The sequence below is a fragment of the Dyadobacter soli genome (genome assembly GCF_900101885.1).
Classification (GTDB): Bacteria; Bacteroidota; Bacteroidia; order Cytophagales; family Spirosomataceae; genus Dyadobacter; species Dyadobacter soli.
The window spans coordinates 325,348-340,152 of sequence record NZ_FNAN01000006.1; the positions used below are offsets into that span (position 1 = coordinate 325,348).

The following is a 14,805-nucleotide window of genomic DNA, read 5'->3' on the forward strand; positions in this document are numbered from 1 at the left end:
TGCTTTTGGCGTAGTCTATTAAAAAAACCAATTTTGCAGCCGTCATCCCAACAAGCTTTTTCATGCTCTATTATCTCTTCGATTATTTAGACAAACAATTCAACATTCCCGGGGCCGGGGTATTCCAGTACATCTCGTTCAGGGCGTTGGGTGCGACGGTTTTGTCGCTTTTCATCGCCGCCACCTGGGGAAAGTCTATCATTAATCTGCTGCGGAGAAAGCAAATGGGCGAATCCATCCGCGACCTCGGGCTCGCCGGGCAAATGGAGAAGGCCGGAACGCCTACTATGGGTGGTTTCATCATCCTGGCGTCGCTGCTGATACCGGTTCTGCTTTTTGCCAAACTGAGCAATGTCTACATCGTTTTGCTGCTCATTACCGCGCTATGGACGGGCGGTATCGGGTTTCTGGATGATTATCTCAAAAAATTCAAGAACAATAAGGACGGTCTGGCGGGCCGCTTTAAAATAGTAGGGCAGGTTGGTCTGGGACTGATCGTAGGGATCACGCTTTCATTCAATAACAATGTCAAAATCCGCGTCTACGACCAGCCCGTGCTAAGTTCCAGCCTCGGCGAAGTGCAGCGCTACCGCGACATTATCCACCCGACAGTAACGACGATCCCATTCATTAAAAACAATGAATTTGATTACAGGACGCTGCTTTTCGGTTGGCTACCGGAAGAATATACCTGGGTAATCTACACAATCATCGCGATTTTTATCATCACCGCCATTTCCAACGGCGCCAACATTACCGATGGTATCGACGGCCTCGCCGCGGGTGTGTCGGGCATTATCGCGCTTACATTGGGTGTACTGGCCTATTTGTCGGGTAACACCAAGTTCTCGCAGTACCTCAACATCATGTACATTCCCAACTCGGGTGAGCTGGTAATCTTCTGTGCGGCATTCATAGGGGCATGTGTCGGGTTTTTATGGTATAATGCGTACCCCGCCCAGGTTTTCATGGGCGACACGGGCAGTTTGATGCTCGGTGGCGTCATTGCCGTAGTGGCGCTCGCTATCCGCAAAGAATGGCTGATCCCGGTCATGTGCGGGATTTTCATCGTCGAGAATGCGTCGGTGATATTACAAGTCAGCTATTTTAAATACACCAAAAGGAAATACGGCGAAGGGCGAAGGATATTCCTGATGTCGCCGCTGCACCACCATTACCAAAAGAAGGGCATCCACGAGGCCAAAATCGTAACGCGGTTCTGGATTGTCGGCATTATCCTTGCGATTCTGACGCTGGCGACTTTGAAGTTGCGTTGAAAAAGAGGAAGGAGGAAAGGGACGAAAGGAGGAAGGAGGAAGGAGGAAAGGTGAAAGTGCGGGTAAAATATGGCCCCAGTTGGGCGTAGTCTCCGACTACGTCCGAGCGACAGCTGGTCTCTGACCAGTACGCAACATTAAAGCGACATCACACAAGCCGGTCGGAGACCGGCACTCGCTCGGACATAGTTAGAAACTACGCCCTACTGCTCCATTTTTGCTCTCCTCCATCCTCCGTTTCATCCTTTTTCCCAAAAGCAAAAAGCCCGCGGTCATGCGACCCCGGGCTTTTTGCTGGTTTTTAGTCTGATGATATTAGGGTAATTTATTCTCTTAATTCCATTAGCATTTCTTCGGTGATCTTGTTCTTTTCCTTGAAATCGGCAACGGTTTCAGTGAACTCGTTTTGAAGGTTTTCCACATTCTGGAGATTTTTATAAACACCGTCGTAGATCTCGTTCAATGACTTGTCGAGGTTTTGGACGTTGACGTTCATGTTTTCTGTTTCAATCTGACCAATCTTCTTGATCACGGCAGTCTCGCTGTTTTTCAAATCCTCGATCTCGCGCAGGATTTTTTCCATGGTCTTAAACTTTTCGATCTTATCCATAAGTCTTTTTCAAGATTGTTTTCGAGAAGAAGTTTAAAATATCATACCAAAGCGGAAGTGCCTGGCGGTAAAATCATCCGGTTTTTATCTTTTCACCACTATGAAAAAGAAATGTTTCGCATTGCTCTGGCTGGTGGTTTCAACACTGTCGGCGACCCGTATTTCCGCCCAGGTTTCCGAGAAAACGACAAATTGGAAAGGATTTGAAAAGGTAGAATTCACATTTCAGGACCGCAATGCGTGGTACGCAAAGCCACAAAAAGCTATTGAAGGCAACCCGTGGATATGGCGGGCACATTTCCCCACATGGCACACGGATATGGACAGTATTTTGCTCGCGCGCGGGTTTCACGTGGCCTATGTGAATACAAACGACATGTTCGCCCACCCGAAAGCCATGCAAGTGTGGGACGCATTCTACGATTACCTGGTAAAAGAGAAGCATTTCGCCCCGAAAGTGGCATTGGAAGGCGTGAGCCGTGGCGGATTGTACGTGTACGGCTGGGCCAAGCGCAATCCTGACAAGGTGAGTTGCATTTACGCCGAGGCGCCCGTCGCCGACCCGAAAAGCTGGCCGGGCGGTAAGGGTAAAGGCAAAGGCTCGCCCAAAGACTGGGAAGCGTGGAAGCAAATTTTCAACCTCACCGAAGAGCAGGCCGCTAGTTTCACCGACATTCCATTGAACGATCTGGCGGGTCTAGCGTCGTTCAAAGTGCCCATTGTGCATGTGGTGGGTTTGAAGGACGAGCACGCGCCGGTGGCAGAAAACACCGATTTGCTGGTGAAAAACTACCTCGCATTGGGCGGGCCTGTGAGCGTGTACCCGATGACGCGCGGCGAGCAGACGCTTGAAGGCTACCATTTCCCCATCGAACACCCCGAATTTTTCGCAAATTTCGTCGAAGAAAACAGCGTACCGGTTCAGAAACCGCTGCTTCACACGCCTTATATTACGCTAAATAAGGGTTTGGGCAATGCATTTGAAAAGTTCAGAACTTCTAAAAAAGGCGTCGTCGCATTCCTGGGCGGCTCTATCACACACAATCCCGGCTGGCGCGACAAAACATCTCAATATTTAAAAGAACATTTCCCCGATACGGAATTCATATTCATTGCGGCCGGCATTCCCTCGCTCGGCAGCACGCCGCATTCCATGCGTTTCAATCGCGACGTCCTCGCAAACGGTACGCCTGATTTGCTTTTTTTAGAAGCGGCCGTAAATGACAGGGGCAATGGGTTCAGTGAAAAAGCACAAATTCGTGCATTGGATGGTATTTTGAGGCAAATGTACGGCTCCAATCCAAAGGCAAATGTGGTACTGATGGCCTTTGCCGAACCGAAAAAGAACGACGATTACGATGCCGGCAAGGAGCCCGTGGAAGTAGGCGTACACGAGCGCGTGGCGAAGCATTACGGAGCCGTTTACATTAACCTCGCCAAAGAAGTGTACGACCGTATCAAGGCCCGTGAGTTCACCTGGAAATACGATTTTAAAGATCTGCATCCCTCGCCGTACGGTCAGGAGATCTACGCGCAGACCATTAAGGAAATGCTGAAAATGGAGTCTTCGGCAACCGGAGACGTCAAGCTACCCGCTCCGATGGACCGTTTCACCTACGACAAAGGCAATTACCACAAGCTCGAAGAAGCCAAAAACCTGAAAGGCTTCACCCTCGACCCGCAATGGAAGCCGAAAGTGAAATTTCAGACGCGGCCAGGATTCGTGGAAGTACCAATGCTGGTTGCTGAAACCGCCGGTTCTTCATTCGATTTCGAATTCAAAGGCCGCGGGGTAGGTATCGCCATCATCTCCGGCCCCGATGCCGGAAAGATCATTTATACGATCGACGGCAAGAAACCACAAACCCTCGATACCTACACGCCTTGGAGCGATCAACTGCATTTACCCTGGTACCTGATGCTGGCGGACGAATTACCGGCCGGTAAACACAAGCTGCATTTGACGATTTCAAGTGAGAAAAATGAGAAGAGTGAGGGGAATGCGGTGCGGGTTGTGCATTTGCTTGTTAATGAGTAGGGTTTTGCATTGTAAGCTTTGTTATTAAAGGTGGAAAATTTAGAGATATGAACGAAACGGAAGATTTTTGGGATACTTTGGACGATAAAACAAAGGCGGCAATCGAGGAGGGACTAGCGGACGCAGAAGCTGGAAGGGATATTGAGTTTTCGCTTTATATGAAAACCCAATTTGGCATTGATCCTTCCCACAATCCGAGAATCAAAGAAATATTAGCCATCGAACCATTCATCATCAAGTCGCGCTGGACGGATGGGCAGGTCCGGGTTACGGATTTCGGAAAGTTTTTGGTGGAATACCAAGGCAGTCGCGAAAGTCCGTTCGGCAGGATTCTGCAACCAGAAATTTTCATCCAGGCGAAGACCGACGGCAGGACCATACTTTGGGATAATATGACTGAAATGGAAGATTACGACGGAACCGTAATTCCCGCTCCGTTGGATTTCTGCCCGGACGTTCTTTTCCAAAACTCCACACTTGCCTAACGCCCGGTCTGCGTAGTGTAAGTACTCTCAAAAATCTTATCCGCATTACCCGCCTCGAAGCCATCCCTGCGGTGCTTTCGTTTAATTTCATTGGCCGGGAGCTCAGCAAACTCCGGCAACACCTTTCGCTCCGCAAACTCTACATAAGAGCCGGAAATGCGCAGCTTCTCACCTTTTGCAAATTCCGCATCCAGCATTTCGGCGACGGTCGCGCTTTGCAATAATCCGCCATCGGGGCTGATTTTGATCTTACCGCCCGAGGTGTTGAGCTTAATGCCGTGTTTTTCGAGGAAATCGTTGAATGTGGCGACGGTATTGTACCGATCGGGCAGGTTATGGACGCTGATCGTGAAATGGTTGAGGTAATACCGGTTGTAGATCACCCACGCGGCGTATTCGCTTTCTTTGAGCAACGACTGGTAATCAGCAACGGTGGGCGTGCGCCAGAGCGGCTGGTGCAGGAATGCGTCCACGGCTTGGCCATTGTCGAGGTCAAGGGAGTCGGCAGGGTCTGAGGTTACCTCGTCGGTGTAGCTTCGGATGATGCGCTGGCTTTCTTCGCTGAGGTCGCCTACGCGGAGCTCGCTTACGAAAATGCGCGGGTCGGTTTCGCGGGGCGGGGCGTACCACCAGGCGTCGAGTTTTTTGCCTTCGAAAAAGTAATGGTCGCGCTTCTCGTAGCCGTAATGCAGGAAAATCTTCTCAAACGACTGCACGCCCAGCTGCGGCACACCCATGGTGCGGAATGCAATATGGTCGTTTTCAATGTCGTCGACAGAGGCGACGATGCCGTCGCTCACCATTGCTTCGAGGATAATGCCCACGTCGGGGACTCGCTCCTTGTAACGGCGCATTAATCCATTCAGAACAATGTCGAGGGTGGCGAGTTTGCTGGCTGACGTTTTCATGTTTTCGAAGTTTGATGAAATGAAGCGTGTTTTTGAAGTTCAAAAGCATTTTAACAGTCAACGGAGTCGAAGTATTGTCAGCCTGAGCGGAGTCGAAGGCCGTTTCAGTACCGGCCTTCGACTCCGCTCAGGCTGACAAGCTCTTTATCCTTTCGACAATTCCGTAGACCGCACCTGCGCTGCAAAAATGCCTTTTTCCAATGTCTTATCCAGTTCCCCGGCTTCAAACTGGCGCAATGCTGCCTCGGTAGTGCCTCCTTTGGAAGCCACTGCTTTGATCAGATCGTCGAGCGATTTGTCTGCATTGTTGATCAAATGGTAGGAACCGAGCATCGTTTGCTTCACCAGCAAAGCGGCTACCGATTCCTCAAAGCCCATTTGCTTACCGGCTTCGATCATCGCTTTCACCACGTAAAAGAAATAAGCCGGGCCGCTGCCGCTCAATGCAGTCACCGCGTTTAATTGGTCTTCATTTTCCAGAAAAACCGACCGTCCAGTTGCATTGATCAGGTTTTCTATTTTATGCAATTGATGAATATCCACCTCGGGCGACGCTGAATAGGCCGTAATCCCCATCCCAAGCATTGCGGGCGTATTAGGCATCGCGCGGATCACCGCTTTATGGTCCAACGCATTCTGAATGCCTTCTATGGTCACACCGGCCATGATCGACAGTACAACCTGGTTAGGCTTAATGACCTCTTTGAGCGCGCCGGCTACCGAAAGGAAATCCTGCGGCTTCACTGAAAGGATGATCAGGTCGTACTCGCCGATTTGCGGACCGATAATGCCCGTAATCACGCCCGGCTGGAAGCTTGTGAGGCTGTCCATGCGGTCGGTGCTTTTTTCAACCAGTAAAAAATCCTGGTTTTTGACGAGGTCGAATTTCAGGAAGGCGCGGGCGAAGGCCATACCCATGTTGCCGCAGCCGATGATTGCAATTTTCATTTTTGGACTAAACTAATGGTAGCATAAGGATTTTGGCGAATTACGTAACTTTTAAGGAATTATCAGTCGCCGGACGGGTTTGCAAATTAATTTATGACGAATGCGGCGCAGGAACGGGTATGTTCTTTACAGTTCATGGTTAGTTTCGCATACGGATTCTCCGCGCGTCGTTTTCTAGTAAGATTTGCTAAGAATAAAATTTTGTTTTTCTTATTTAGCTCAGGCTTATATTTTGAAAAACAGAGGCAATGCATTTGTTTAGGATAATTAACTTGCGCTCATGCCAAATTAATTGATTTTATAATAATACTCCTATTATGGCTATAAAAGTTGCTATTTCGCACAAGACCCGCTACAAGTTCGATCGGAGTGTTTCGCTTTCTCCCCATATTTTCCGCCTTCGCCCCGCCCCGCATTCGCGCACACCAATCGAAGGTTACTCGTTGAAAATTACGCCGGAGAACCATTTCATCAACTGGCAGCAGGACCCGTTCGGCAACTATCAGGCGCGCGTGGTGTTCCCCGAAAAAACAACGGAGCTCAGCATCGAAGTAGAAGTGATTGCCAAAATGCAGGTGATCAATCCGTTCGACTTTTTTGTGGAGGATTATGCGGAAAAATATCCGTTTCAATACGAACCGACATTAGGCAAGGAACTCGGGCCGTACCTCGAACCACGAGAGGCGGGGCCGCTTTTAATGGATTTTATCCAAAATCTGAGCATTCAGAAAGATATCAAGACGGTCGATTTCCTGGTGTACCTTAATCAGGAGCTTTACAAAGCTATTGGCTACAATATCCGCATGGAAGCCGGCGTGCAGACCTGCGAGCAGACGCTCACGATCCGAAGCGGCTCGTGTCGCGATTCGGCCTGGCTGCTTGTGCAGATTTTGCGGCATCTGGGCATTGCGGCGCGGTTTGTGTCGGGGTATCTCGTGCAGCTTACTTCCGATATCAAGTCGCTCGACGGGCCTTCCGGACCGGAGGCGGATTTTACCGACCTGCACGCGTGGACGGAGGCATACGTGCCCGGCGCAGGATGGATCGGCCTAGACCCTACCTCGGGCCTGTTTGCGAGCGAGGGACATATCCCGCTCTCCTGTACGCCCGACTATGCCAGCGCAGCGCCCGTGACGGGTGCTACCGACGTTGCCGAAGTTACATTTGAGTTCGATAACAAGGTTTTTCGCATTCACGAAGACCCGCGCGTGACCAAGCCCTATTCGGAAGCGCAATGGGCTTCCATTATGCAGGTAGGTTATGATGTAGAGAAGGATTTGCAGGAAAACGACGTCCGCCTTACCATGGGCGGCGAGCCTACTTTTATCTCCATCGACGACTATGAGTCGGCGGAATGGAACACGGCGGCCGACGGGCCTTTGAAGCGGCAGCTGGCTTATGACCTTGCATTACGGCTGAAAAACCGCTTTGCGCACGGCGGTTTGCTGCATTTCGGACAGGGTAAATGGTACCCGGGCGAATTGTTCCCGCGCTGGCAGTATGCATTGTACTGGCGGAACGACGGCGTGCCGATGTGGAAGAATGACGAACTCGTGGCCAGGGAGGGGCAGACGCACTTTACATTCCGTGATGCGGAGGTTTTTACGACTGAATTAACCAAATACCTCGGCCTCGATACCAACAACATCACCCCGGCTTATGAAGACCCCATTTACTGGGCGATGGAAGAGGGTAAGCTGCCGGTCAATGTCGATCCATTAAAGGTTAATCTCAAAGATTCCATAGAGCGCCGGACGCTGGCCAGATTGCTGGAAAAAGGCTTGAATAACCCTGCCGGTTTTGTGATACCGGTAAAATGGGAGGAAAAAGTCGGGCATTGGACGAGCTCAGCCTGGCAGTTTCGCCGGGATAACTGTTTCCTGGTCCCCGGTAATTCGGCGATGGGTTACCGTTTGCCTTTGACTTCACTTCCTGAAATCGCCAAAGAGCACCGGGAACAGCCTGTCGAGCGCAGCCCGTTCGAAGACTTGCCTGCATTGCGCGATTACCAGCCCATTGTACAGGCACGTTACGGATCGGTGGCGTCCGCTTATCAGCTACCATTGAATGTGCTGCCGGTCGATGAGGATTCGGAGACAAAGAAAGAAGAGGTGCAAAACAAGCTGCTTTTCGATGTCCCTGTCATCAAAACGGCGATTTGTGTGGAGGAGCGCGATGGCATTATCTACATTTTCCTGCCACCGACCGACTACCTCGAACATTACCTCGACCTGATGGCTTCCATCGAAGCCACCGCCGCGAAACTCAATATGCCGGTGCGTATCGAAGGCTATCCGGCAACGTCCGATTATCGTGTGCAGAAATTGATCGTCACGCCCGATCCCGGTGTGATCGAGGTGAATATTCATCCGGCCAAAAACTGGCAGGAACTCGTGGATAATATCAGTGCATTGTATGAGGAGGCATTCTTTTCGCGGCTGGGTACCGAGAAATTCATGGTCGATGGCCGCGCTACCGGCACCGGCGGCGGTAACCACGTGACCATAGGCGGTGCAAAACCGGCCGACAGCCCGATATTGCGCCGCCCCGATCTGCTGCGCAGCCTGCTGACCTACTGGCAGCACCATCCCGCATTGAGTTACCTTTTCGCAGGCCCGTTCATCGGTCCTACCAGCCAGGCGCCGCGGATCGACGAAGGCCGCGACGAACGTCTTTATGAAGTAGAAATCGCATTCGAACAGATTCCCGAGGACGGCGAAGTGCCATTCTGGATGGTGGACCGCATTTTCAGGAATTTGTTGGTAGATATCACCGGTAATACCCACCGCTCGGAGTTTTGTATGGATAAACTCTATTCCCCCGATTCTTCGACTGGCAGGCTGGGTATCCTCGAATTCCGGGCATTCGATATGCCGCCGCACAAGCATATGAACCTCGTGCAGACGCTCCTCATACGTGCGCTCATCGCGAAGTTTTGGAAAGAACCTTACAAGCATAAATTGATTCGCTGGGGCACCGAGCTCCACGACCGCTTCCTGCTGCCGCATTTCGCCTACCTGGATATGGTGGACGTGGTGAACGACCTGAAAGCGGCGGGTTACCATTTCGATATTTCATGGTTCGACCCGTTCTTCGAATTTCGCTTCCCGCATTACGGCGGTATTACGGTCGATAACATCCAGCTGGAATTGCGGCTGGGCATCGAGCCGTGGCATGTTTTGGGAGAAGAATTGTCGAATGCCGGTACCGCGCGTTTTGTGGATTCTTCGTTGGAAAGGTTGCAGGTAAAAGTGAGCGGATTTGTGGAAGGAAGGCATATTCTGGTTTGCAATGGCTGCCGCGTACCACTGCGGAGCGCGGGTATAAAGGGCGAATATGTGTCGGGCATTCGGTACAAAGCCTGGAACCCGCCATCGGCATTGCACCCGACGATCGGGGCGGACGCGCCGCTTACGTTCGACATTGTCGATACCTGGAATAACCGTATATTGGGCGGCTGTACCTATTTCGTTTCGCATCCCGGCGGGCGCGCATTTGATACCCATCCGGTCAATGCATTCGAGGCCGAATCACGCAAGATCAGCCTTTTTCAGGGCTTCGGGCACACGCCTTCGGCCACCCGCGAGGTGCCGGTCGTTGAGAAGACAACCGCCGGTGTATCCCGGTTTATAGCCGAAACGAAAAAGGAAATGCGCAGCGATACGCCCATTGAGCTGATCAACCCCGAATACCCGAACACGCTGGATTTGCGCAAATTCTGGAAATCGAGGTAGATTTGCAGTATAACCCTGATTTTGAATATGCTTACCGAGGCTTCCGTGAACCTGTTACAATCCTATCAAGCCGGCCTGACTTCCTACGACGAGGTGCTGGATACCCACGGAAAATTGAAGCCGCATTGGCAGGCGCTTTTTGCCACTTTGGAAAAACTGGGCATTAAGGAGCTCAAAAATCGGAATCAGGAGATTATCAGCAAGCTGCGCGAGAATGGCGTGACTTATAATGTCTATGGCAGTCCCGACGGCATGAACCGCCCCTGGCAGCTCGACCCCATTCCATTTTTAATTGAACAAAAAGAATGGAATGGTATCGCGAAAGGTTTACAACAACGCGCCGTGCTGATGGACCTTGTTTTAAAAGATTTATATGGGCCGCGTAACCTCGTGCGCGACGCCGTGGTTCCAGCCGAGCTCGTTTTTGAAAATACGGGGTTCTTCCGTTCCTGTATCGATATCAAAGTCGCGGGGCCCCGGCAGCTGACCTTATTCGCCGCGGATATGGCGCGAGGGCCGGACGGGCAAATGTGGGTGCTCGACAACCGCACGCAGGCACCGTCGGGCTCGGGTTATACGCTCGAAAACCGCATTGTGATGAGCAAGCTGCTGCCGGAGCTGGCCGACGGCATGTATGTGAGCAAGCTTTCTCCTTTTTTTAACAGCATTCAAAATACGGTACTCAGGCTGTCGGACAAAAGCCGCGATGCGCCCAATATCGTGTACCTCACGCCCGGGCCGGGCAATGAGGCGTACTTCGAGCACGCTTACCTGGCGTCGTACCTGGGTTACACGCTCGCGCAGGGCGACGACCTGCTCGTGCGCAACGGCAACGTGTGGCTGAAATCCATCGACGGGCTCCAAAAAGTAGACGTCATCGTCCGACGTATCGACGACGACTGGTGCGATCCGCTTGAACTGCGGGAGGATTCGCGCCTGGGGGTACCCGGGCTTTTGGAGGCGATCCGCCTCGGGAATGTGCAGGTAATGAACCCGCCTGGCTCCGGCGTGCTGGAAAACCATGCTTTTCTGGCATTTATGGAGAATATCTGCCAGTATTTTCTGAGTGAAAAACTGATTATGCCCAACGTCGCTACCTGGTGGTGCGGGCATCAGAAAGAACTGGCTTACGTGCTCGACAATATCGACGAGCTGATCATCAAGAAGGCGAACCGGAAATCGAAATTCCGCTCTATTTACGGGCGGACGCTTTCCAATGCGGAAAAGGCGGAGTTGAAATCGATGATTACCCAACGCCCGCACGAGTTTATCGCACAGCAGGAGGTTAGCCTTTCCACCACACCATCGCTGATCAACGGCGTGCTGGAACCGCGTTATGCGGCATTGCGGTCATTTATGGTGGCAGATGAAAACGGTTACCACGTCATGCAGGGCGGGTTGACGCGCAGCTCGGCGGTGAAGGACCGGTTTGTGATCTCCAACCAGCAGGGCGGTTTTTCCAAAGACACCTGGATCGTTTCCGACATTACCGAAGAGCCGCAGGACCGCATTGTGCTGAACACGCCTGTCGCTGTTAACAAACACATATCACTACCAAGCCGGAGTGCCGAAAACCTGTTTTGGGTGGGCCGGTATTGCGAGCGGACAATGGCTGTGATCAAGTTTATGAACATTACCATCAATGTCCTTAACCTCGACCGCAACTTTGGCGGCTCGGCCAAACAGGAGCATATCAAAGTACTTTTGCAGTCGCTGACGCACGTTTCATCCACGTATCCGGGTTTTCTGGATGGTGATGAAAAGCTGAATGACCCGTACAAGGAAATCATCGCATTGATCTCTGATCATGGCAGGCCGGGTAGCATCGCCTCCAATATCGGGTCGTTCCTGAATGCGGTAGGCGCCGTTCGTAACCAGTGGGAGCTGGAAATCTGGCGGATCGTGGACCTGATCGACAACGGTTATCAGGAGATCCGGAATGCTTCGCACATGAACAGTACCAACATCCAGCGTACGCTCGACGGGCTGTTCAATAATATGTTCACATTCCTGGGCGTGATCGCGGAGAGTATGCCCAGGGACAATAGTTACCTGCTGCTCGAAACCGGGAAATTGATCGAGCGGATATTGTCGGGAATCAACGTGATCCAGTCGAATTTTGGGGTCGGAAGACCGGCAGCTGTGGAGAACGAGTTGATCGAGGCGACGCTGATCAATCATCATATGCTGGTGAATTACAGGCAGATATATAAATCGCATTTAAGCGTGGAGGCGATGCTGGATATGATTTTGCTGGAAACGCGGTTGCCGTATTCGCTGGCTTATATGCTCGACGAGCTGGGTAAAAACCTGGCCGCATTGCCGGCCACTATCAATGGAGAGCGGTTAAGCGAGGCGGAAAAGCTCGCATTGAAGGCATCGACGCTGATTAAACTTTCAAATATTCAGGACCTGACCAAATGCAATGCGAATGACGAACGCGCGGAGCTTTTCAGCCTGCTGGCAGAGGTGGCGCGGCTGGTAAGCTCGGTTTCGACCTACCTGACCAACCAGTATTTCAGTCACACATTGATACACCCATCTTTCGAACCGATGGACTACGATACGGATGAAGTATAAGCTGATCCATAAAACCGAATACCGGTACGCCGAGGCCGTGAACAACTACCACAGCTTCGTGTGCCTGACGCCACGCACGCTACCCGACCAGCTTTGTCAGGATTTCAGCATTAAAATCACTCCGGAACCTGCGCAGATCAGCGAGCGCGTCGATTATTACGGTAATACCACGCATTATTTTTCCCTGCATTCTCCCCACAAAACGCTGACTGTGCTGACAACCGCGATTGTGGAACGTTTGAAAGAGCGTACGGGCTCGCTGTTTATTCCGTCGTCGGTAACCAGTGGCGAAGCCAGGGAGCGGCTCACGGGCGACCGCGCTACCAAGATTTCGGTTTTGGAATACACATTACCCAGCCCGCTCGTGAAGTGGGACGCCGAAATAAAAGCATTCGCGCGTGATTGTTTCGACGACGATGTGCCTTTGTATGAATGCATTGCCAAGCTCTGCCGGAAGATTTACACGGAATTCAGGTTCGTGCCCGATTTCACGACGGTTAACACACCTATTAAAGAAGTGTTAGCGGCTAAAAAGGGCGTTTGTCAGGATTTTTCGCATCTGGCCATTGCCTGTATCCGGAGTTTTGGATTCGCGGCGCGGTATGTGAGCGGGTATTTGGAAACGCTTCCGCCGCCGGGAAAACCCAAATTACAGGGCTCCGACGCGTCGCATGCGTGGATCTCGGTTTTTATACCCGATTACGGCTGGTGCGATTTCGATCCGACCAACAATGTGGTACCGGGCGAGCGCCATATCGTCACCGCCTGGGGCCGCGATTATAGCGATGTGCCGCCGCTGAAAGGCATTATTTTCAGTTACGGAAAACACACACTCTCAGTAGAAGTGGACGTGATCCCGATTTAATACGGGAATGCGCCGCATTTACCTCGTTTTTTAACAGAATGGTTCCGGCAAAGAATTTGAGAATTGGCCGGTGTTGCCTAATTTTACCAGATCATTTTGAAATAAGTGTACAAAACCTCTTTTAATGTAACCGCGCAGGTCGGTCTGTTTCAGATGCATTGATCTTGCAGTGGTTTCTTCTAAGAATTAATAATTATCAGAATTACGAATGAAAGAAATAGCATTTAGAGATGCCATTCGCGACGCTATGTCGGAAGAGATGCGCCTTGACAAGAGTATTTTTTTGATGGGTGAAGAGGTTGCGGAATACAACGGTGCTTATAAGGCGAGTCAGGGAATGCTCGATGAGTTCGGTCCCGACCGCGTGATCGATACGCCTATCGCGGAGCTTGGCTTTGCGGGGATTGCGGTAGGAGCTGCCGGAAACGGCCTTCGTCCGATCGTCGAGTTTATGACATTCAACTTCTCGCTGGTGGCGATCGACCAGATCATCAACAGCGCGGCTAAGATTCTTTCGATGTCAGGCGGCCAGTACGGTTGCCCGATCGTGTTCCGCGGCCCGACCGGTAATGCAGGTCAGCTGGGAGCGCAGCACTCGCAGAACTTCGAAAACTGGTTTGCCAACACGCCGGGTCTGAAAGTGGTCGTTCCTGCGAACCCTTACGACGCGAAAGGTCTGTTGAAATCGGCTATCCGCGACAACAACCCGGTGATCTTCATGGAATCGGAGGTGATGTACGGTGATAAAATGGCTGTTCCCGAGGAAGAATACCTTATTCCGCTAGGTAAGGCTGATATCAAACGTCAGGGCAAGGATGTTACCATCGTTTCTTTCGGTAAAATGATCCCGCGCGTGGTGATGCCGGCGGTGCTTCAACTGGAAAAAGAAGGTATCGACGTAGAAGTGGTGGACTTGCGCACTGTTCGTCCGATCGACTATGCTACTGTGATTGAATCGGTTAAGAAAACCAACCGCTGCGTGGTAGTGGAAGAAGCGTGGCCACTGGCTTCCATTTCTTCGGAACTCGCTTACCACATCCAGCGCAATGCATTCGACTACATGGACGCGCCGGTGATTCGCGTGAACAGCCGTGACGTACCGCTTCCATATGCGCCGACATTGATCGAAGAGATTCTGCCGAACGTGAAGCGCACGGTGGACGCCGTGAAATCGGTGCTTTATAAATAATCTTCAGAGATTCACAGCAAAGCCATTACCGATCCAGGTTTTGGCTTTGTTGGTTATAGCCCCTGATGTCAGTGTTAGTAAGTTTCTCATTTGAAAGTGGTTATTAATTAAATACTATTCCGAAATAGGCAGAATACTAGTACTTTTGTGCTTTGAACGCTCCTTGATGTA

The 14,805-nt window shown here is 51.3% G+C and carries 10 protein-coding genes; 7 read left to right on the forward strand and 3 right to left on the reverse strand.

Annotated elements, in window-relative coordinates; genetic code table 11:
- The first annotated feature begins 62 nt into the window (after positions 1-62).
- Positions 63-1,277: a phospho-N-acetylmuramoyl-pentapeptide-transferase gene (gene mraY / locus BLQ88_RS11755; protein WP_090149589.1), complete on the forward strand. Its 1,215-nt coding sequence runs from the start codon at positions 63-65 to the stop codon at positions 1,275-1,277.
- Positions 1,278-1,602: 325 nt separating this feature from the next.
- Here mraY and BLQ88_RS11760 read toward each other — a convergent pair whose 3' ends face one another.
- Complete coding sequence (locus tag BLQ88_RS11760; protein WP_090149592.1) at positions 1,603-1,887, reverse strand: hypothetical protein; 285 nt, start codon at positions 1,885-1,887, stop codon at positions 1,603-1,605.
- Positions 1,888-1,987: 100 nt separating this feature from the next.
- On the opposite strand from BLQ88_RS11760, the gene BLQ88_RS11765 reads away from it, so the two are divergent.
- Both BLQ88_RS11765 and BLQ88_RS11770 read left to right on the forward strand, forming a co-directional pair.
- Complete coding sequence (locus tag BLQ88_RS11765) at positions 1,988-3,925, forward strand: SGNH/GDSL hydrolase family protein (RefSeq protein WP_090149595.1); 1,938 nt, start codon at positions 1,988-1,990, stop codon at positions 3,923-3,925.
- 47 nt (positions 3,926-3,972) lie between these two features.
- Positions 3,973-4,410 (forward strand): hypothetical protein, encoded by a 438-nt coding sequence (locus BLQ88_RS11770; protein ID WP_090149596.1) that lies wholly within the window; start codon positions 3,973-3,975, stop codon positions 4,408-4,410.
- On the opposite strand, the gene BLQ88_RS11775 is transcribed toward BLQ88_RS11770, so the two are convergent.
- Together BLQ88_RS11775 and proC are read right to left on the reverse strand one after the other, a co-directional pair.
- Entirely contained in the window at positions 4,407-5,318 is a 912-nt protein-coding gene (locus BLQ88_RS11775; RefSeq protein WP_090149599.1) for a DUF1338 domain-containing protein, read from the reverse strand. The genes BLQ88_RS11770 and BLQ88_RS11775 overlap by 4 nt on opposite strands.
- Positions 5,319-5,462: 144 nt before the next feature.
- The gene (gene proC / locus BLQ88_RS11780) at positions 5,463-6,266 is read right to left on the reverse strand and encodes a pyrroline-5-carboxylate reductase (protein ID WP_090149601.1); all 804 of its coding nucleotides are present in this window, start codon (positions 6,264-6,266) and stop codon (positions 5,463-5,465) included.
- A 317-nt stretch (positions 6,267-6,583) separates the two neighbouring features.
- On the opposite strand from proC, the gene BLQ88_RS11785 reads away from it, so the two are divergent.
- The 4 genes from BLQ88_RS11785 to BLQ88_RS11800 all read left to right on the forward strand — a co-directional run bounded on the left by BLQ88_RS11785 (position 6,584) and on the right by BLQ88_RS11800 (position 14,634).
- Positions 6,584-10,000, forward strand: coding sequence for a transglutaminase family protein (locus BLQ88_RS11785; RefSeq protein WP_090149604.1), 3,417 nt, complete (start codon positions 6,584-6,586; stop codon positions 9,998-10,000).
- A 27-nt stretch (positions 10,001-10,027) separates the two neighbouring features.
- Positions 10,028-12,580, forward strand: coding sequence for a circularly permuted type 2 ATP-grasp protein (locus BLQ88_RS11790; protein ID WP_090149606.1), 2,553 nt, complete (start codon positions 10,028-10,030; stop codon positions 12,578-12,580).
- Positions 12,570-13,445 (forward strand): transglutaminase family protein, encoded by an 876-nt coding sequence (locus BLQ88_RS11795; RefSeq protein WP_090149609.1) that lies wholly within the window; start codon positions 12,570-12,572, stop codon positions 13,443-13,445. The genes BLQ88_RS11790 and BLQ88_RS11795 overlap by 11 nt, the downstream gene beginning before the upstream one ends.
- Positions 13,446-13,653: 208 nt before the next feature.
- Positions 13,654-14,634, forward strand: coding sequence for a pyruvate dehydrogenase complex E1 component subunit beta (locus BLQ88_RS11800; RefSeq protein ID WP_090149610.1), 981 nt, complete (start codon positions 13,654-13,656; stop codon positions 14,632-14,634).
- The last annotated feature ends 171 nt before the right edge of the window (positions 14,635-14,805 follow it).